This window comes from Paenibacillus helianthi, assembly GCF_001909055.1.
In the GTDB taxonomy this organism is placed as follows: Bacteria; Bacillota; Bacilli; order Paenibacillales; family Paenibacillaceae; genus Paenibacillus_AQ; species Paenibacillus_AQ helianthi.
On sequence record NZ_LVWI01000037.1, the window covers coordinates 58,498 to 78,144 of the forward strand.

14 protein-coding genes and 1 riboswitch are annotated in these 19,647 nt (G+C 51.5%); of the genes, 12 read left to right on the forward strand and 2 right to left on the reverse strand.

Annotated features, from left to right (window positions below; translation table 11 throughout):
* Positions 1 to 12 precede the first annotated feature (12 nt).
* Positions 13 to 1,188, reverse strand: coding sequence for a PstS family phosphate ABC transporter substrate-binding protein (locus A3844_RS12105; protein WP_074087549.1), 1,176 nt, complete (start codon positions 1,186 to 1,188; stop codon positions 13 to 15).
* 210 nt (positions 1,189 to 1,398) lie between these two features.
* A riboswitch (FMN riboswitch) is annotated at positions 1,399 to 1,547 on the forward strand.
* Between the two features lie 164 nt (positions 1,548 to 1,711).
* On the opposite strand from A3844_RS12105, the gene A3844_RS12110 reads away from it, so the two are divergent.
* On the forward strand, positions 1,712 to 2,698 hold the full coding sequence (locus tag A3844_RS12110; protein ID WP_074107525.1) for a DMT family transporter: 987 nt from the start codon (positions 1,712 to 1,714) through the stop codon (positions 2,696 to 2,698).
* Between the two features lie 132 nt (positions 2,699 to 2,830).
* Here the strand turns inward: A3844_RS12110 and A3844_RS12115 are convergent, their stop codons facing one another.
* Complete coding sequence (locus A3844_RS12115; protein WP_074107526.1) at positions 2,831 to 4,000, reverse strand: hypothetical protein; 1,170 nt, start codon at positions 3,998 to 4,000, stop codon at positions 2,831 to 2,833.
* A 167-nt stretch (positions 4,001 to 4,167) separates the two neighbouring features.
* On the opposite strand from A3844_RS12115, the gene A3844_RS12120 reads away from it, so the two are divergent.
* The 11 genes from A3844_RS12120 to A3844_RS12170 all read left to right on the forward strand — a co-directional run bounded on the left by A3844_RS12120 (position 4,168) and on the right by A3844_RS12170 (position 19,594).
* A complete protein-coding gene (locus A3844_RS12120) occupies positions 4,168 to 5,931 on the forward strand; it encodes a sensor histidine kinase (RefSeq protein WP_074107527.1) in 1,764 nt (587 codons plus the stop codon).
* Positions 5,928 to 7,568 carry a response regulator gene (locus A3844_RS12125; RefSeq protein ID WP_074107528.1) on the forward strand — a complete coding sequence of 547 codons (1,641 nt, stop codon included), beginning with the start codon at positions 5,928 to 5,930 and terminating at the stop codon, positions 7,566 to 7,568. Before A3844_RS12120 ends, A3844_RS12125 begins: the two co-directional genes overlap by 4 nt.
* Positions 7,569 to 7,599: 31 nt before the next feature.
* Positions 7,600 to 9,336, forward strand: coding sequence for a type 2 periplasmic-binding domain-containing protein (locus A3844_RS12130; protein ID WP_074107617.1), 1,737 nt, complete (start codon positions 7,600 to 7,602; stop codon positions 9,334 to 9,336).
* 262 nt (positions 9,337 to 9,598) lie between these two features.
* Positions 9,599 to 10,255 carry a stage V sporulation protein AA gene (locus A3844_RS12135; protein ID WP_074087555.1) on the forward strand — a complete coding sequence of 219 codons (657 nt, stop codon included), beginning with the start codon at positions 9,599 to 9,601 and terminating at the stop codon, positions 10,253 to 10,255.
* Positions 10,256 to 10,257: 2 nt separating this feature from the next.
* On the forward strand, positions 10,258 to 10,683 hold the full coding sequence (locus tag A3844_RS12140) for a stage V sporulation protein AB (RefSeq protein WP_074087556.1): 426 nt from the start codon (positions 10,258 to 10,260) through the stop codon (positions 10,681 to 10,683).
* A 917-nt stretch (positions 10,684 to 11,600) separates the two neighbouring features.
* Entirely contained in the window at positions 11,601 to 13,331 is a 1,731-nt protein-coding gene (locus A3844_RS12145) for a spore germination protein (RefSeq protein WP_371916010.1), read from the forward strand.
* A gap of 120 nt (positions 13,332 to 13,451) precedes the next feature.
* Positions 13,452 to 14,786, forward strand: a complete 1,335-nt coding sequence (gene lysA, locus A3844_RS12150; RefSeq protein ID WP_074107529.1) for a diaminopimelate decarboxylase — start codon at positions 13,452 to 13,454, stop codon at positions 14,784 to 14,786.
* A gap of 133 nt (positions 14,787 to 14,919) precedes the next feature.
* Positions 14,920 to 15,351 carry a peptidylprolyl isomerase gene (locus A3844_RS12155; protein WP_074087558.1) on the forward strand — a complete coding sequence of 144 codons (432 nt, stop codon included), beginning with the start codon at positions 14,920 to 14,922 and terminating at the stop codon, positions 15,349 to 15,351.
* A gap of 240 nt (positions 15,352 to 15,591) precedes the next feature.
* Positions 15,592 to 16,761 (forward strand): GntR family transcriptional regulator, encoded by a 1,170-nt coding sequence (locus A3844_RS12160; RefSeq protein WP_074107530.1) that lies wholly within the window; start codon positions 15,592 to 15,594, stop codon positions 16,759 to 16,761.
* A gap of 182 nt (positions 16,762 to 16,943) precedes the next feature.
* On the forward strand, positions 16,944 to 18,239 hold the full coding sequence (locus A3844_RS12165) for a glycoside hydrolase family 125 protein (RefSeq protein WP_074107531.1): 1,296 nt from the start codon (positions 16,944 to 16,946) through the stop codon (positions 18,237 to 18,239).
* 47 nt (positions 18,240 to 18,286) lie between these two features.
* Positions 18,287 to 19,594: an ABC transporter substrate-binding protein gene (locus A3844_RS12170; protein WP_074107532.1), complete on the forward strand. Its 1,308-nt coding sequence runs from the start codon at positions 18,287 to 18,289 to the stop codon at positions 19,592 to 19,594.
* The last annotated feature ends 53 nt before the right edge of the window (positions 19,595 to 19,647 follow it).

Below are 19,647 nucleotides of genomic sequence, written 5' to 3' on the forward strand. Positions count from 1 at the left end.
AACATCTTGTTGTTATTTTAATGAGGTATAACCTGTCTTCTCCACCAGTTCCTGTCCTTCTGCTGATTGTATCCAGTCCAGAAACGGCTTTACATTGGGATTCACACTGCCTGCGGTTACGGCATAGAATTCTGCGGTCATTGGATACTTTCCACTCCGGATTCCCTCTTTGTCAGGCTTCACACCATCGATGGCAAGCAGCTTGATGCGATCATTCTTGTTCATCTCGGACGCATAGAACAAAAAACTGAAGCCAAGCGCATTTTTGAAGTTGCGGTAATCTGAGGTTTGACTGATGATGCCGCTCATCAAATCCATTACATCTTCCTGAGGTGGAGTCATCAGTTTGCGGTCCTCCATGATTTTCTCAAGCATTGTCTGGCTGCCGCTGCCCTGATCCCGCTGAAAGGCACGGATCCGGTCATTTTTGCCGCCCACCTCTTTCCAGTTCTTCAGTTTGCCGGCATAGATGTCCTTGATTTGCTCGGTACTCAGGGAAGACACCGGATTGCGCTTGTTGACAAAAAAGACAAACGCTTCACGTCCGATCGGCGTAAGCATAAGCTCTTTGCCCGCCCGTTTGGCCTCTTTCTGTTGGGCGAGAGAAGGGGCTGCGGCAAAAATAATGTCAGTGTCTCCGGCAATCAGCCGTTTGTAGGCAAAGGCGGTGGAGGAGCACAGGATGATGTCATCATCATTAATTTCATAGGGATCATAATTGTCTTCCGGGTACACCGCCTGCACAAAAGCGGAATAGAGCGGATACAGAGCCGTTGCTCCGTCCAGATGCGGAAGCTGGTCACTGATGTGGTAGGTTGCGGACTTACCCAGAACTGCGGCCTTGCTGTTGACACCGAACGGTTTATACTGACTGAGATTTACCTCATGGTCATCCACCACAGCGAAGCTGTTCACGTAAGCTTTGTTCAGCTCATAACCGGCTGTGGCCAGCAGGCAAAGTCCGGCGAAGACAGCAAGAGACAGGTTCCGGACCCGGCTGGAAAGTAAATCAAAAATAGCCATCACAAAATAAAGAGCCAGGCCGCAGGCAACCACCACCACAAGCGGTGCGTAAAAGGCCAGCCCAAGGGCTAAAGCAGCAAAGAAATAGCCGATAAATCCGGCAAAGGCCAGGGCAATCAGGACAAGAACAGAATAGAGCAGATTCAGAGCAACAGGTCTTTTCATAACGGCCTCTCTTTCATGAAGCAAAATATGTATAAAATGCACACATTTACAGTATATATGATTCACATTCTTATTTCTTCCAAATAATGAGATGATGCCTGAGCTTCAGAAATGATGTGCCTAATGAAAAAAATGTGAATATTTTCATAAAGGGCTAGACGAAACGAGCAAACGGCGTTATCCTGTAATTGTGAAAAATATAACGGAATACAAGATTCTCGGGGTAAGGTGAAATTCCTGACCGGCGGTGTTGTTCAAAGCGAACTAAGCCCGCGACTTCTTTTCTCTGTTTTTGAGGAAAGAACTGATCTGGTGACAATCCAGAGCCGACGGTAAAGTCCGGATGAGAGAGGATCATAAGACAAAGATGTCAGGTGCTGAAACGGGAACCGTCCTTTAAGGATGTTGTAGCCGCTTCTACTTGTGCCTTTGCCCTAAACAACCCCCGAATTACGTCCTTTTCAGACGTTTTCGGGGGTTTTGGTCTCTTATCGAGGGTTTGTATCGACAAGGAGAATGTATGATGAGTCAAGTTACCGCTTCATCTTCAGGAGTCCGCACAGCGCCGCTGCGCAGCGGATTCTGGCTGGTTGTTCTGGGCGCTGCACTTTGGGGCGTTGATCCGTTGTTCCGCATTATTCTGCTCAAATCACTGACCTCTTCACAGATTGTGCTGCTGGAGCATGTCGTGCTCTTTTTGGCCGCAGCCCCTGTGCTGTGGCGCCACCGCGCTGAGCTTAAGTCGGTCCGTCTGCGCCAGGCTGTTGCGCTGCTTATTGTATCTTGGGGCGGTTCGGCTGTGGCTACGATACTCTTCACCAAGGCCTTATCCACAGGCGATCTGAATGCGGTCCTTCTGCTGCAAAAGCTGCAGCCGCTGTTCGCCATCGGCCTGGCCGCCGTCATGCTGAAGGAGCGCCTGCCCAGAAATTTCGGGCCGTTGATCTTCGTAGCTCTGGCCGGAACGTATCTGCTGACCTTCGGCTGGACCATTCCTTTCGGCCATGTGAACAGCTTCATCGGTGTCAGCAGTCTGATGGCGCTGGGAGCAGCCGCCTTATGGGGCGGATCTACGGTGATGGGACGATATCTGCTGGGCTCGATGAAATACGAAACGGTCACTTCATTGCGCTTCATTCTGGCACTGCCTTTGCTGTTCGTCATTACGAGTATGGAGGGGGCCCCTTGGCAGATCCATGGCGGCTTGGGTGCATCGTCAGCGATTGCGGTCAATCTGCTGCTGCAGGCGCTGCTGCCCGGACTGCTCAGTATGCTGCTCTATTACAAAGGCCTTAACACCACCAAAGCCTCTTTTGCTACGCTTGCCGAGCTCAGCTTTCCTATGACGGGTATCCTGATTAACTGGATTGTCTACCACCAGCTGGTCACATTGCCACAAATTGCCGGCTTTGCGCTCATCTGGACGGCCTTGTTCTTCATCTCGAATCAGCAGAGCCGGCAGGTGGTACCGGCAAGCCTTGAATTATCCACAACAAAGCGCACCGCCTGAGGGGAGTGACCCCAGGGCACTGATGTACAATAAGAGGCCTCCCAGCCACATGGCGGGAGGCCTCTTTTTTATCGAATAACCAGAGATAGCAGACCGGGTCAGATGATCAGTCAACCTGCTGGCGATTAGCTGTCAGTAGTCCATATTTGGAGTGAGAACAATGGAGCTATAGCCCAACAGCTTCAGCTGTTCACGGGTCAAATACATTCTGCCCCCGGTGATGAAGCTGTTCGAGGGTGTAAGTACTAGACTTGCACTGCTGCCAGTCAGCTCATACCGGTAATCCGCTGCCTTATAGGATGACTTTTGCGGCTGCAGCCGGAGATTCCAGCCAAGAGCAGCGGCCAGAGGCTTAACGGGTAGCCAGGTTACCCCCTCTTTGGCAAATGCCGCAGGAATTCCGACACTTGTACCATCCACATTAACGAAGTACTCATTCTCCTGTAATACCGGTACCTGGATAACAGGCAATTCATTCACTGCTAATTCCTGCGGAAGCTTCGACACCAGCGGGGGAGTGGTATACGGGAACAAAGCCTTCATTTCGCTATTGCCGTCCAGCAGTCTTGAGGTGCCGGTCTTCAGGTCATAGATCCATGGCAGGCGCTGGGGCTCGTTCTTGACGTATAGCAGTATGCCTTTTGCCCGGTTCCAGTTATATAGTGAGCCTTTCAGCAATTCTTTCCGCTCACCAGTGGCTGGATCATAGGTCCTGATCACATTCTGCTTCGTCGTCTCGAGATAGCCATTCTCCAGCAGGGTATGTCCATTCAGCCAGAAGGCGTCAAACCTTCTTTCGGTGGAATTGTAGATCGAGACAGCACGGGTTTGCATGTTTTTCAGGTAATAGTCCCGAATCTTGGCAACGTGACCGCTATAAGGCTTAACCCCCGGGACGAAGAGATAACGGGAGCGTTCAAGGTATCCCCACTTGCCGTCAGGAGAAACCGTGTAGGGGGTTTTGCGGATAATGGTTTCTTTTTTTACATCATATACATAGCTTTGCTCCGGATCATCATAACCCGACAACCTTAGCAGCCCGCTGCCATCCTGAACAAAGGAATGGAAAGGCTCCTGCCATTTGGCATAGCTCCCATCCGCCTGTCTGGCAATAACTGCAGCATCAAAATGATCGCCATTTAACTGGCTGACAGAATACAGCTCGATTCCCTTCACTTCATCCTGATAAGTCTCATATACTTGGACCTTGTCGGCAGCGTGAGCTGTAAGCGGAAGTGTTAGAGCTATCAGTACAGAAGCCGTCATTCCCAGGCGAATTGTTGTTTTTAGAGCTTGATTCATTGCGGTCACCCTCCCCTTTTGTTAATAACTGTTAATATAGACTGCATTCATTGCCGGAAAGTTTCGCTAAGGTTGTGAACACAAGTGTATTCCAGTGATTACCTTTGCGTCCCTGAATAAACTTTGTACAATAAGAGCTATCGACTCAGGTACGGGATGTGAAACCGATGTACAGATATAACTTGTTCAGCAAAATCGTAGGGATTATGGTCATTATGCTCATCCCGATCACCCTTCTATATTTCTTCTCTAACAAAACGACCACCGATGTGCTGCGCAGTGAGCTGAACACCTCGAATAATACCCAGCTCCGCTTTTTTCAGAATCAGGTAGAGTCCCAGATGGAGCTGCTGTCCTCCTGGCCGATCCTGCTCATTCACGATCCGGATATTTTGACGCTGAAGGATATGGCACCGGAACAAGAAAACTTGAATCTGAAGGCGATTCAGCTTGTTAAGCGCATACAGACCAAAATCAGCATTCAGGAAAGCTCCTCCAATTGGAACAGCAAGCTGTCGCTTTATTCCCCTGCGGTCCGCCGGATGGTGACGGAGAATGATGCGCTGCCGTATAGTGACGACGAGCTCAGGAATGAGGTTAAAACCGGCTGGCAGGTGAATACCATCAAGGATCAGGGCGAAGAGCGCTTCCTGTTCTCCTGGTTTTCCTACACACCCTCTATGCCGCAGTTCTCTCCCGGAAGGGCAGAGACCATTATGAAAGTGGAGTTCGACAGCCGGAATATTGAGGATATGCTGGATCAATTCAAGAGCGATGGCCGAAGAGACCCGTTCTATTATAAACAGGGTACAGGGCTGATATATAACCGCAGTGCCGACCGGGCTCTGGTGGAGCAGCTGGTGAAGCAGCTGGAACCAAAAGAGCTGACCGGAAGCGGGAACCGGACACTGGAGATTGGGCAGAAATCCTACAGTGTTAATATTGTCTATTCCTCCAAGATGGGATGGACCCTTATCGACTATATGCCACTGTCTGAAATTCTGCAGCCCATCCATACCTCCAACCGGCTGTTTTATTTCTCAGTCAGCGCCTTGCTGCTAATGAGCTGTCTTACTGCCTATTTATTGTACGTACAGGTGCAAGTGCCCGTCAGACAACTGGTAGGCGGATTTCAAAAGCTCAAACAGGGGGATTATTCGGTCCGTATGGGGATCAAGGGCAGAAACGAGTTCAGCTTCCTCTCGATCCGGTTCAACAGTATGGTGGAGCAGATGCAGGAACTGATTGAAAAGGTGCTGATGGAAAAGATCCATGTGCGAGAGGCTAGGCTGAAGCAGCTGCAGTCACAGATCAATCCCCATTTTTTCTACAATTGTTTCTCTTTTATTACAAGCATGGCCAAGCTGGACAATATGAAAGCAGTGGTGGGGATGTCCCATCATTTGTCCCGTTATTACAGGTACACCACCCGGCAGGAGCGGGAGATGGTCCCGCTTCCCGAAGAGGTGGAGTTCGTGACGCATTACCTGGAGATTCAGAACATGAGAACGGGCCGCCTGAAGTACATCATCCATATTCCACCGCAAATGCGCAGAGTGGACATCCCTCCGCTTATGCTTCAGCCCTTGGTGGAGAATGCGGTGCTGCATGGCATAGAGCCTGTGGCACGGGCAGGGCAGGTCCGGATTACAGGCACCTGCGAGGGCAGAAAGATGATGTTGTCCGTTGAGGATGACGGGCAAGGCATGACCCCGGAAGAGATCGCTTTGCTGGAGGAGAGGCTGGGCCGGGCAATGGATGAAGAGATGGGCTGCGGGCTCTGGAATGTTCATCAACGGATGCGTCTGCGCTTTGGTGAAGAGGCGGGCATTGCCTTCGCACCATCACCGCTGGGAGGTCTGCAGGCCACGCTGTACTGGCTGCTGCCCGCAGATCCTTCCGAGAAGGCACTTAGGGAGGGACAAGAATGATTGAACTGCTGCTGGTGGATGATGAAACCTATGTAACCGAAAGTCTGGCCCGAACCATCCCCTGGGAGGTGCTTGGGGTGCGGGAGGTATACCAGGCCGCTTCTGCAACGGAAGCGCTGGAGATTCTGGAGCGGCAATCGATTGATATTATCGTTACGGATATTTCCATGCCCGGGATGAACGGGCTGCAGCTGATAGAGGCGGCAACCGCCCGCTGGCCGAATCTCCGCTGTATTCTCCTTACGGGGTATTCCGACTTTGGCTATGCCAAGAAAGCGATCCAGCTTCAAGCCATCGACTATATCCTAAAGCCGGTAAGCGAAGAGGAATTCATGTTGAGTGTCTCTACTGCCATAGAGTCTTTGAAGGATGAATGGGAAGCCCATGATAAGTATCATCAGCTGCTGTATACCCGGAAAGGGGATTTCAGTGTGCTCCGCGGCAAGCTGATGCACGATCTGCTGCTTGGGAAACAAATGTCTGAACGGGCGCTTGCCCAGAAGCTGGGGGCCTATGAAATCGGTTTTGAGCCCGGGGCCGAGGCTGTGCTGCTGCTCATCCAGCTTGGAAGGCATTACTTGACGATGGACCCTAGTTCCATCTCTCTCATGGAATATGCCATCGGCAACATTGCCGAAGAGCTCTTTCACAGCCGTTTCTGTGTGTGGTTCTGCAAAGCCCCTCATGATTGCCTGGTGCTCCTCGTGGAACCGAATGATGAAACTAGGCGCGAGCTTGTATTGACAGGCAATCACGAAGCCAAACGTCATGAATGGTTACAAGAGGCAATTATGCGTTTTCAGAGAGCGGTCAGCAACTATCTGAAGGGGGAGATCTCACTGACCGTTACAGAATGGTTTGTCTTTCCGGATGGAATGACGGCCGCATACCGCAGCGGACTCGGGTCCATGGTGTTGGCTTCGCCTGTGGATTCCGGTTCAGTAGTGTTTCTCAAGGATCGGCATGCACCGGAGCCGCTGGCTTTCAAACCGCTGGACAGCCTATACCGGCCGCCCACCCTGATTCATTTGCTGGAATCGAAGCAATGGGAAGCTGTCCGCAGCAAGCTTGAGGATGTGTTTCGCGACATGGAGCACACCTCTTTTTCCAGAGAACATTTGTATGAGGTATTCCTGTCCATCACCAGTGCATTTATGTACATTGCCCACAAAAGCGGCCAGTTCATGCATCAGATTGACGAGCTTGTCCTGGACCCGCTGCTGGCACAGGATCTTAGTTCCTCCAGCGGGAGGCTTCAGGGATGGGCGTTTGAGCTGCTGGATAGACTTCAGGCAGAACTCTCCGAGAGCGATCAATACACGAAAAGCTATATCATCAAACAGGTGCATGCACTGGTCGGAAGTCCGTCGGGCCATGAATTGTCCGTGAAGACGATAGCCGACCAAGTCTATCTCCATCCGGTATATCTGTCCAAAATCTATAAAGCTGAGACGGGAGAAGCACTCGGGGATTATATCATCCGCATGCGTATGGAACGTGCTCTGTATCTGCTGAAGCATACGAACAAGAAAGTCTATGAGATTACGACGGAACTGGGCTACCAGAACCCGCAGTATTTCAGCAAAATGTTCAAAAAGCACTACAGGATGACCCCAAATGAATTTCGAGAAGGATAGAGAAGAACGGTTTAATCAAGAGAGGGGGATAATGATGGGTTCGGACAGAAAAATCAGGTTGCTGGTACTGTTCCTGAGTGTCATGCTGGCGGTCAGTCTGGCAGGCTGTAAGGACAAGGGTGCCGGGGTTATCCCGCCGAATCCCAATTCAGACGTTATCTCCCCTGCGGTGGTTGCTAACAACAATGCCTACAAGGACAAGTATAACCCTGAAGTTACGGTCACTACTGCATGGGGTGTTGACCCGGAGCTGAAATTTAAGAACGGTGAATCCATTGAGCAAAATGTAGCCACACGCTGGGCCAAGGAGATGTTCGGCATTAAGATCCAAACCCTCTGGTCCATCACCGACACCAATGGCGCATTCGGGACCAAGCTGCGTCTTGCGTTGTCGTCAGGCCAGGAAATGCCCGATATTGTGACCATCGGTACAGCAGACACCGCGATTGCCCAGGATCTGATTGATTCCGGGCTGTATGCCGAAGTAGGAGAACTCTTCGATGCCTATGCCTCATCTACCTGGAAGGAAGCGATGGCCCAGGACCCGGACGTGTGGAATCCCTACAGCCGCGGAGACCGGAAAATGGGTCTGCCTGTTCTTGATTATGCATATAATCATGACTATATTTTGTGGTACCGCCAGGATTGGCTGGATAAACTGCATCTGCAGGTGCCCACCACCATGGAAGAGCTTGAGAAGGTCATGGAGGCCTTCAAAGCGCACAATCCGGACGGCCTGGCGCCCGATCAGGTTATTCCGCTAAGTATCGGCTTCAAATCGACGATGAGTACATGGATGGGGGACCCTTCCTGGATCTTCGGTGCTTATGGCGCTCTTCCAGATCAGTGGAACACCGGACCGGACGGCAAGCTGGAGTTCGGCTCTGTGAACCCTGCGATCGCGCAGGGGCTTGCGAAGCTGAGAGAATGGCACAGCAAGGGCTACATTCCTCAGGAGGCAGCGCTCTGGGATGAGAACAAGACTGCGGAGCCTGCTGTTGCCGGCATAGCGGGAATTATTCCCGGTCCTTACTGGATGAGCGGCTGGCCTTTGAAGGATACATTGCAGAATGTTCCGGGTGCAGTTTGGACACCGGGTGTCATTCCCGCCGGACCGGATGGAACCGTTATGCGCCATGGTACACCGTTCTCCAATGGGGTTACATTGATCAGCAAAGCCATGAAGCACCCGGAAGCCTTTTTTACCTACGAGAATTATCTGTTCGACAACTTTGCGGCCCCGCAAACGGGGAGCGGCCTGGAGAATGGGCTGTTCGCAGGTTACGACTATGAGCTGAGCGCCAGCGGCAAGATGCTGCCCAGTGACAAAATTTCCGGCGGCTACGTGAATAGCATCCGTTATCTGCTGGTCCGCGACGGAGCTCGTATCCCTTACGCCCAGCTTCAGGCGATGCTCAATCTTGCGGATGGCAAGGAGCCGTCTACCCGGCTGGAGAAGGATATCGCGGTGAATTATGGTAAAAGTACTCCGGCAGCGGCCAAATTGCTTTTACAGCAGAAGGACAAATCCCACAAAGACATGTTCACCGGACCCGCAACGGAAACCATGAAATCGAGGCTCGACTATCTGAACAACCTGGAGAATGAGGTGTTTAGTGCGATCATATACGGGGAACAGCCGCTGGCCGCTTTCGATGATTTTGTGGCGTCATGGAGAGCGGGCGGCGGTGAGCAGATTACCCGTGAAGTGAATGAATGGTACGATACTGTAAAGTCTAAAGAAAATGAGGCTGGTACTGTTCACTGAAGCTAAGCAAGGGGCTGTTCCATATCCAGCTTCTTTCCCAATAAACCTATAACGGCTGTACTGTCCTGTGAGGGGCGGCGCAGCCGTTTCTATTTGTAATGGAAGTATGAAGCAGGGAGTGAGTGATTGTGTCCCCCCGCTTACGATGAAGTCAAACCATTGTTTTGTACAGTCCAAGAGTAAAAATAAACCTTTTCTCCCATACTACCGTTATTCTTGCTCGTTGCCGCTTCACATCAGATCCTTCAGGAGGTGTCCGTCCATGACTGCCCATCCGGCTCCTGCAATTTACATACAGCTCAAAAACCGGGTGACGGTACCCCAAGGCAAAGGTGTTCTGCTGCGGGATGTGGCTTATTTGATAACCGATCCGGAGTGGAGAGAGCCGCTGTATTCACTCCTGCTGCTGGACCCTGCCCAAAGTGACGGTAATCTGATCCTGATTGACCTGCTGACGGTCATTCCAAAGATTCAGGACCTTTTGCCGGGAGCAGATATTCAGCCGATTGGCGAAGGGCGGACCCTGGTGCAGATTGAAGGGCCTGTGGAGTCGCGGAAACCCTCCATTGCCTTGTTTATCCTGGTCTGGCTGCTGCTGTTCTTCGGCTCGGCGCTTACGATTATGAATTTCCATGCTGATGTCAGCATGCTGGAGGTGCAGGTCAGGATTGTTGAGATGCTGACGGGCCACAGGGATGAACATCCGTATGTGTTTCAGATTGCCTATTCGCTCGGCATCGGGTTTGGCATGGTGATTTTCTTCAATCATCTCTTTAAGAAAAAGTGGAACGAGGAGCCGACGCCGCTTGAAGTGGAGATGTTCCTCTACCAGAAAAATATCGACCATTATGTAGTCAACGAAGAGTACAGCAAACTAAAACGCCGTGGAGATGAAGCCTCCGGGCATTCGGAGGAATGAACATGACCGCACAGCTGACGCTGGCGCTGAATCTGCTGCTTGGCATTGCCGGAGGCATTGCGGTAGGCGGCGGGGTAATCGCTCTTTTCATCGTACTGGATATGGTACCCCGGCTGGCTCAGCTGACCTCCTCCTACGATAAAGTGCATTGGTATGAAGGGGCTATGGTGGGAGGCTCGCTGCTTGGCACCATGTCAGATTTCTGGAATTGGCGGATTACCGCCGGGCCTTTGGTAGAGCTTGCAGTAGGTCTGTTTGACGGGGTATTTGTCGGTATGCTGGCTGCGGCCCTGACCGAGGTACTGAATGTGCTGCCTATACTGGCCAAGCGTCTGCATATGACTCACCTGCTCTTCGGGCTGCTCATGGCAATGGTCTGCGGCAAGGTTGCGGGCTCTTTGTTCGATTGGTTTGTGTACCGACAGTAAAAGGAGGTTATGGTGTGATAAAGTATGTTCACAGCGGATATTACATGGAAGAACCGCATGACAAGGAACAGGAGTCTGGAAAGGACGGTGAGGATGCCAGGGGGCAATCCGAGGAGGCTTCCAGTACAGATGATCAATCTGCGGCTTCTGCCGGAGCCGAACCTGGGGCTGCTATGGAAGACGGAAGTGAAGCAGAGACAGGGACAACCAAGATGGAAGCATCGGCAGAGCTGGGTACCGCTGATGGAGACTCCCCACAAGCGGATGCGGGCAATGCAACCCGGACACCTGATACAAAGGGGGCTACAGCTAAAGACAAGGCCGACGCAGAGGCTTCATCTCCCGGAGTCTGCCAGACTCAGGATACTGAAGCAGCGGAGGAACCCGGTGCAGAAGAGCCGGGGAACGGCGGGAAGGGATTCCTGGCCTCTTTGTTTGGAGATGACGAGGAGACCGGGGAAGCGGAGACCGAGACACATGCCGATGTTGATGCAAAGGCAGACGAAGGGACAGGGAGACAGGACACTGAAGCCTCTGGTGAGCTTGGTACAGGGGATCAGTCGACTGACAGTCCACCCGCTATAGCTGGAAAGACAGATGATGAAGCCAGCCATCCCAAAGGCAGCGATGTGGACAGCGGTGTGGACAGCGGTGTGGACATGGGTGTGGACGCCGGGGCAACCGGATATAGCAACGATCTTGAGCCATCGGATGGGGTAGGCACACCGGATCAAGAAGGAACACAGGATCAAGAAAGAACGGCAAAAACCGAGGAACCCTCCACAACCGTTGATTCTGCACAAGGCAGCACCAGTGCCCCTAAGAGTTCAGCCGGAGATGGTACACAGGATGCTGAAGCATCGGAGGAACTGGGATCAGAGGAGCCGGAGAGCAAGAAAAAGGGCTTTTTTGCCCGATTGTTCGGAGACGATGAGGAGTCAGAGGACGACGGATCTGAGACAGAACCGGATGATGGAGCTGCCGACAAGCAGTCCGGGGAAGGGTCAGCAGGGAAAGTCCAGGCGAGCCCATCCGATCCAAAAGGAAAAAGTGCAAAGAAAACTAATGAGGATAAGGCGGAAAATAAGAAGAACGAGGATCCCCTGCAGGAGAAACGCGATGCGGAGCTGTCCAATTCTCTCAAGCAGTCTATCACTTATTGGCAGGGGGATGATACAATCCCGCTTAAGCTGGAGGATACCAAAAATACACTTACCGAAGTGATGGGTTTGGGTTCATCCTTTGATGTGGTGCTCCGGGAGATGACCTTTGGCGGGCGCAAGGCGGCACTGCTGTGCATCAGCGGATTCGCCAAAGATACGATCATCGATGAAATCCTTAAGCGCTTGACGTATCTTACCCCTGAGAATATTTCCACGGATGTCCTGGCCAGCTTTATGACAGAATTCATTCCTCACTTGCAGGTGGAGAAAGGGGAATTATTAAGCGAGAGCATCAACAAGGTCCTTTCAGGAATGAGTGTTTTTTTTCTTGAAGGTGAGACTAAAGTTATCATCATGGATACCCGTTCCTATCCCTCGCGCAATCCCGATGAACCCTCTATTGAACGGGTAGTACGCGGAGCCAGGGACGGATTCACAGAGACACTCCTGAGCAATGTCGCTCTAGTCAGAAGACGGATCCGCGATCCAGGTCTGAAGTATGAGTTACACCAGGTGGGCCGCCGCACACGTACGGATGTCTGTGTGGCATATATTGACGATATTGTTGATAAAACTCAGGTGAAGGCTGTTACCGACAAAATTAAAAGTGTGAATATTGAGGGGATCCCGCTTGCTGACAAACAGCTGGAGGAAGCTATCGTGGACGGGGGATGGAATCCCTACCCGATGGTACGCTATTCAGAGCGACCGGACGTTGTCGCATCCCATTTGCTGGAAGGCAGGGTGGTGGTTTTTGTCGACACTTCACCGAGCGTAATGGTTCTGCCGACAACCTTTTTTGATCTATGCCAGCACGCTGAGGAGAACCGTCAGACCCCATTTATGGGGACATATCTGCGCTGGGTACGCTTCATTGGGATTTTCGCCTCATTGTTCCTGCTGCCGCTCTGGATGCTGCTCGTAATTCACCCTGAGCTGAAACCGGCAGTGCTTGATTTCATAGGACCGCAGAAAACGGCCAAAATTCCGCTCCTTGCCCAATTTCTTCTCGTCGAGCTTGGGGTCGATCTGCTCCGAATGGCAGCTGTGCACACTCCGACCCCGCTCGGCTCGGCGATGGGTCTCATTGCCGCCATCCTGGTGGGTGACATTGCCGTTAAGACAGGCCTCTTCGTCAATGAGGTGGTGCTGTATATGGCTGTCGCATCTATTGGTATGTTTGCCACACCGAGTTATGAGCTGGGGCTGGCCAACCGGATTGTCAGGCTTGCACTGCTGCTCGCCGTGGCAGCGTTCCAGGTGCCGGGCTTTATGATCGGCTCTACGCTGCTGGTGATTCTGCTGACTACGCACCGTTCCTACAATTCTTCTTATATGTGGCCGTTTATACCGTTTAATGCAAAGGAGATGGGCGCGATTCTTCTGCGTCAGCCGGTTCTCAGCTCCAAAACAAGGCCATCCTTCAACAAAACCAGAGACAATACACGGATGGCGCCCGTTCAGAAGAAAAAGGACAAGTCGTAGTAAAATACAAATCAACTGCAAATTAGTCCATTCAATGGTGTTCCCTTTGTCTGCTATACTGAATACACTAAATAGACAGGGTGGAACAAGACTTTCCACAGAAATTGGAGGACTGCACAAATGTTTTTACACGGGACGAGCCGAATTAATGATGCCAATCATCTGGAGATTGGCGGATGTGATGTGACAGAATTGAAGGCGGAGTATGGTACCCCGCTATATATAGTGGACGAGCAATTGGTCCGCCGCCGGTGCCGCGAGTACATGGAGGCTTTTACCGCATCCGGGCTCGGATTTCAGGTTGCTTATGCCAGCAAAGCCTTCTCGGTTATGGCGATGTGCCGCTTGGCCGACGAAGAAGGACTGTCTCTGGATGTTGTATCGGATGGGGAGTTGTATACTGCGCTTCAGGCCGGATTTCCGGCAGAGCGTATCCATTTCCACGGCAACAACAAAACGCCGGATGAAATGGAGATGGCGATTGATGCCGGAATCGGCTGCTTCGTGGTCGACAATCTGGTGGAGCTCAGTATGCTGCAGGCCATTGCCCAGCGCAAGGAAGTCACCGTTAATATCCTGCTGCGGGTGACCCCGGGTGTGGAGGCGCATGCCCATCACGCGTATGCTTCCACCGGCCAGACCGATTCAAAGTTTGGTTTCGATATTGGCAATGGCTCTGCGCAGGAAGCGGTAAGACTGGCTTCGGAGAAAAACAATCTCCACCTGCTGGGCGTTCACTCCCATATCGGTTCACAGATTTTTGAGACGGAAGGTTTCGAGCTTGCGGTAGAGCGGATTGCTGAATTTACACGGAAGGTAAAGGAAGAACTTGGTGTATCGTTCCCGGTAGTCAATCTCGGCGGCGGCTTCGGGATTCGTTATGTGGAAGGTGATACACCGCTGAAGGTATCTGAATATGTCGCCGCGATCACGGGTGCGGTGAAGACGCATTTTGCCGGAATTGGCGAGTCGCTGCCACAAATCTGGGTAGAGCCTGGCCGCAGCATTGTGGGCGATGCCGGAACTACGCTCTACACTGTCGGTACGAACAAAGAGATTCCAGGTGTACGTAAATATGTTGCCGTTGACGGCGGAATGACTGACAATCCGCGTCCGGCACTCTATGAATCCAAATATGAGGCACTGCTGGCCAACCGTGCGGCTGAACCGAATGAAGAAACAGTATCCATTGCCGGCAAATGCTGCGAAAGCGGTGATATGCTGATCTGGGATGTGGAATTGCCGAAAGTGGAGAGCGGGGATCTGCTCGCCGTAGCCTGCACAGGGGCCTATAACTACTCGATGGCCAGCAACTATAACCGGATTCGCCGTCCGGCAGTTGTATTCGTGCAGAACGGGCAAAGTGATCTTGTGGTACGGCGCGAGTCTCATCAGGACATTATTGCCAATGATGTGATCCCGGCTCGCATTGCGAAGCAGACGGTGATGAAGTAAGTTATTACTTTGGAGAATGTGAAGCAGCATACAGCAGGCGGAATTCTCTTCCGTCTGCTTTGCTTTGTGCGTGATTTCATAGTAAACTAATAAAAGTGTTCAACATCTGTAATTTCGAAAGGGGTATTTACATATGGCAAAGCAAGCGAAAATTACTCTTGAAAATGGCGGCGTCGTGCTGATCGATCTGTTTGAAAATGATGCACCTAACACGGTTGCCAACTTCGAAAAGCTGGCGAAAGACGGCTTTTACAACGGTCTGGTCTTCCACCGTGTGATTCCTGGCTTCGTAGCTCAAGGCGGTTGCCCAAATGGTACAGGCTCCGGCGGTCCAGGCTACACCATCAACTGCGAGATCAACCCGAACAAGCATGAACGCGGTTCGCTGGCTATGGCGCATGCCGGCAAAAACACTGGCGGAAGCCAATTCTACATCGCTTATGCTCCACAACCACACCTAGACGGCGTACACACCGTATTCGGTAAAGTTGTAGAAGGTATGGACAAGGTAGATGCGTTCCAGGGACGCGACAAAATGACTTCGGTGGAAATTATCGAAGCTTAATTTTCTTAATCATTGTACGAGTTCGAAAAAGCAGATCTCTCAAAAGGGGGTCTGCTTTTTTTTGCTGTGCATACGAGCTTGTCACACTATGTCCCGAGGGCGTACACGTCCTTGACGGATACTGGCTAAACTAGAGCTCCCCTTGTCAGAAATACCATGCCTACGTCGACAATCTTAATATATCATGATATATTATTATGTATAATCACGAAAAATCAGAGTCAGGAGATAGTGAAAGTCATGAACGAACCGACTTCTTCCAAGCCGATGTATGAGAAAATATTTGACGAAGTGAAGGAAAGCATATTGACTCAAGCCTATAGGCTTGGAGAACGTGTACCTTCCGAAAAAGAGCTTGCCGAAACCTATAATGTAAGCCGAATTACCAGTAAAAAAGCACTGGAGCTGCTGGCAGCAGAGCATTTGATCGTCCGCAAGCCGGGCAGGGGGTCTTTTGTGGCTGATCCTGCCACTGAACCTCAGGAATTACCGGGAGGATCAGGCAGCCGGGGCACTGCAATTAACACGGAGGAGAAAACCATAGGGCTGATCATAACGGACTTCGGCAACAGTTACGGGACCGGGCTGATCTACGGTATGGAACAGGCCTCGCGTGATAACGACTGTTTTCTGGTCTTGCGGAGAACCTTCGGGATTCCTGAGAATGAGGAGCAATCCATCCAGAAGCTGCTCAACCTGGGCGTGGATGGACTGATTATTTTCCCGGCACAGGGCGAATATTTCAATGCTGAGATTCTCAAGCTGGTCATTGGGCAATTCCCGCTGGTACTGGTAGACCGTCATTTGAAGGGAGTTGCCGCGGCATCAATCAGCTCGGACAATCTTCAGGCTGCGCTGGAAGCCACCGAATATTTGTTCGATCTGGGGCACACGCATATCTCGTTTCTGTCCCCTCCGCCGGTGGATACAACGGCCGTTGAAGACCGGATAGAAGGCTTCATTCAGGCTCACGCCCAGCGGGGGATTATGGTGGACAAAGAGCTGTGGGTCAGCGACCTGACTTCGACACTTCCTAAGTTTTTTAACCCGGATAATATTGAAAGGGACATAGCGCGCCTGATATCTCATCTGGAGAGTCATCCTTCGATTACCGCCCTGTTTGCCATAGAGTACAATATTGCCCTGCTCGCCAAAACAGCAGTGGAACGCCTGGGGCTGCGAATACCTGAAGACATTTCTATTATTTGCTTCGACAGTCCGCCGACACATCTCGGAGGCGGCTATTCCTTCACCCATATGCGCCAGAATGAGGAGGAGATGGGGCGGATCGCTGTAGAAAATGTGCTGAGTCTAATGAACGGGCATTCCGTACCCCATAAAGTAATGCTGGAAGCGAAGCTGATCCCCGGCAGCTCAACCGGACCTGCGGCCCGGAACAAAGGGCATTAACCAGAAGACCCATTCTACCGGATGGGTTTTTTTGTGGTTTAGTTATGCTTGATGATTCGGGTTCTGTCACTGCTATTGATATATCATTTCAATTAAAATATTGATTGACATATTAATTGCATACCAATATACTATTCAATGTAAGCGCTTAATAAAAACATAAAAATAGGGAGGTTATCCTGCTGAATACCTCAAAAGAAATACCTCATTCCATACAGCGTCTGTCCGCGCGGGTCAGAGAGACACTGCCGGACCGCCCTAAACTGGCAAGCATGTTCGAACAATGTCTATCGAACACCTGGCATACCACAATTCAACGCCAGCGGGATGGAACGACTTTTGTCATAACCGGGGATATACCGGCCATGTGGCTGAGGGATTCTGCCGCTCAGGTCAGGCCTTTTCTGATCCTGGCCGCTGAAGATGATGCCATAGCAGATATGATCGAAGGCTTGGTGAAACGCCAGTTTGCGTTTATCGAATTGGATGCTTATGCCAACGCGTTTAACCGCGAAGCGAACGGCCAAGGGCATCAGAAGGACCTGACGGTCATGAATCCGTGGATTTGGGAGCGGAAATACGAAATTGATTCCTTGTGTTATCCTGTCCAGCTCAGTTATCTGCTGTGGAAGAACACCGGGCGGATCACTCCGTTCGATGATGCTTTTGTAAAAGGGGTCTGGCGGATAATCAGCCTCTGGACCACGGAACAGCACCATGAACGTGATTCCGCCTATACGTTTCAGCGAACGGATTGTCCACCCACCGATACCCTGGTCCGTGAAGGAAAGGGCAGTATGACCTCCTACACGGGAATGACGTGGTCCGGGTTTCGTCCAAGTGATGATGCCTGCGAATATGGCTATCTGATTCCGTCCAATATGTTCGCCGTCGTTGTCTTGCGGTATGTATGCGAAATTGCCGGAGAGGTGCTGAATAATCCGGAGCTTGCGGCGGCAGCACAACATCTGCTGGAGGAGATCGATGGAGGCATACGGCAATACGGGCTTGTGAACCATCCTGAATATGGGACTATGTATGCGTATGAGACAGACGGATTGGGCAGCGTGAACTTGATGGATGATGCGAATGTTCCGAGTCTGCTGTCGAGTCCTTATCTCGGCTATACGTCTGCTGATGATCCGGTCTATATGAATACACGCAGATTTATTCTGAGCCAAAGTAACCCCTACTACTTTTCAGGAACTGCTGCAGCAGGTATTGGCAGTCCCCATACCCCCAGCCGATATATTTGGCCTATTGCCCTGGCGGTACAGGGAATGACATCAGGCAGTGCCGAAGAGCGGCAATCCATGCTGGATCTGCTGGAACATTCCGATGCAGGCACCGGATATATGCATGAAGCCTTCCACGCAGACCACCCTGCCGAGTATACCCGCCCCTGGTTCTCTTGGGCCAATATGATGTTCTGTGAGCTGGTGCTGATGTGCTGCGGGATTGAAATCAAGCGAAGTTGAAGGAACGGCAACAATGACATACCAAATAGTGTAAGGGGGATACAACAATGAAAAAATGGTTGATTACGGCACTTTCCCTGGTGATGCTCTCCGCATTGGCAGCAGGATGCGGCGGGAATTCGGACAATTCCGGAACACCCGCAGCCAAAAATAGCGGAACAGACGCTGGCAGCAAAACCGAGAAGACAGAGCTTACCTTCTGGGGGGACTGGGGGGGAGAAGGACAGAAGCAGTTCGAGACCATGGTCGACGCCTTTAACAAATCCCAGGATAAGATTCATGTGAAATATGTGCTGCAGCAGGATATGATCACGAAGTTTTTGACGGCTGCCACGAATGGCGGCGCCCCTGACGTACTGTTCTGGGACCGTTGGCGGACCTCACTCTATGCCCCAAAAAATGTGCTGCATCCTGTGGATGAATATTTGACACGGGACGGGATCTCCAAGGATGACTTTTACAGCGAATCGCTGACGGAGCTCTCTTATAACGATAAATTGTACGGCCTACCGCTTACGGTAGATGCACGGGCCCTCTTCTATAATAAGAAGCTGCTGGCAGAGGCCGGGCTTCAGCCCCCGACAACCTGGGATGAGCTGGAAACCGCAGCCGCGAAGATGACCAAATGGAAGGGCAACAAGCTTGAAGTCGCCGGCTTCTCGATGGCTGACCTGGGTTTGTTCAATATGTACCTCCAGCAGGCCGGCGGCACCATGCTGACCGAGGATGGAAAGACCAACTTTAATAATGATAAAGGCAAGCAGGTCTTGGAATTCTGGGACCGTTTGATGAACAAAGACAAGGTGTACAAGGTGGGCTTTGAACTGGGACTGGGAGAAGGGCAGGATGCCTTTGTTACCGGCAAGGTTGCTATGCTCTATTCCGGTCCATGGATGCTGAGTACCTACAATAAATATGGCAAAGATCTCGATTACGGTGTCGTTCCGCCTCCCGCAGGTCCGAATGGCGACAAGGGCAGTGTAATGGGCGGCTTCGGCCTCGTCATTCCAGAAGGCTCCAAGCATCATGATGAGGCATGGGAATTCATCAAATGGTGGACGGCCAACAAGGACAACGCATTGCTCTGGGCCAAGACCAGCCTCAATCTGCCGGGCTTCAAGCCCTCCATGGAGGACCCGTTCTTCCAGAACGATCCGCTGTGGAAACCGTTTTTGGAAACGCTGGAATTTGCCAAAGTCCGTCCTTCGCATCCCGGCTACTCTGTAATGGAGACGGACGCTCTGGCGCCTAATCTCCAGCTGAACCAGCAGAACAAGCTGAGTATTGAGGATACCCTGAAGAAATCCCAGGAACAAGGGGACAAAATGCTCAAGGATAATGAAGTTGTAAAGTAGACGGTTGCCAGCGGCAGGGGATAATCCCCTGCTGCGATGGAGTCTTGCTGCAT

Coding starts and splice junctions, on each gene's coding strand:
- A3844_RS12105 (WP_074087549.1), bottom strand. CDS start 1,188: ATGAAAAGACCTGTTGCTCTGAATCTGCTCTATTCTGTTCTTGTCCTG.
- A3844_RS12110 (WP_074107525.1), top strand. CDS start 1,712: ATGAGTCAAGTTACCGCTTCATCTTCAGGAGTCCGCACAGCGCCGCTG.
- A3844_RS12115 (WP_074107526.1), bottom strand. CDS start 4,000: ATGAATCAAGCTCTAAAAACAACAATTCGCCTGGGAATGACGGCTTCT.
- A3844_RS12120 (WP_074107527.1), top strand. CDS start 4,168: ATGTACAGATATAACTTGTTCAGCAAAATCGTAGGGATTATGGTCATT.
- A3844_RS12125 (WP_074107528.1), top strand. CDS start 5,928: ATGATTGAACTGCTGCTGGTGGATGATGAAACCTATGTAACCGAAAGT.
- A3844_RS12130 (WP_074107617.1), top strand. CDS start 7,600: ATGATGGGTTCGGACAGAAAAATCAGGTTGCTGGTACTGTTCCTGAGT.
- A3844_RS12135 (WP_074087555.1), top strand. CDS start 9,599: ATGACTGCCCATCCGGCTCCTGCAATTTACATACAGCTCAAAAACCGG.
- A3844_RS12140 (WP_074087556.1), top strand. CDS start 10,258: ATGACCGCACAGCTGACGCTGGCGCTGAATCTGCTGCTTGGCATTGCC.
- lysA (WP_074107529.1), top strand. CDS start 13,452: ATGTTTTTACACGGGACGAGCCGAATTAATGATGCCAATCATCTGGAG.
- A3844_RS12155 (WP_074087558.1), top strand. CDS start 14,920: ATGGCAAAGCAAGCGAAAATTACTCTTGAAAATGGCGGCGTCGTGCTG.
- A3844_RS12160 (WP_074107530.1), top strand. CDS start 15,592: ATGAACGAACCGACTTCTTCCAAGCCGATGTATGAGAAAATATTTGAC.
- A3844_RS12170 (WP_074107532.1), top strand. CDS start 18,287: ATGAAAAAATGGTTGATTACGGCACTTTCCCTGGTGATGCTCTCCGCA.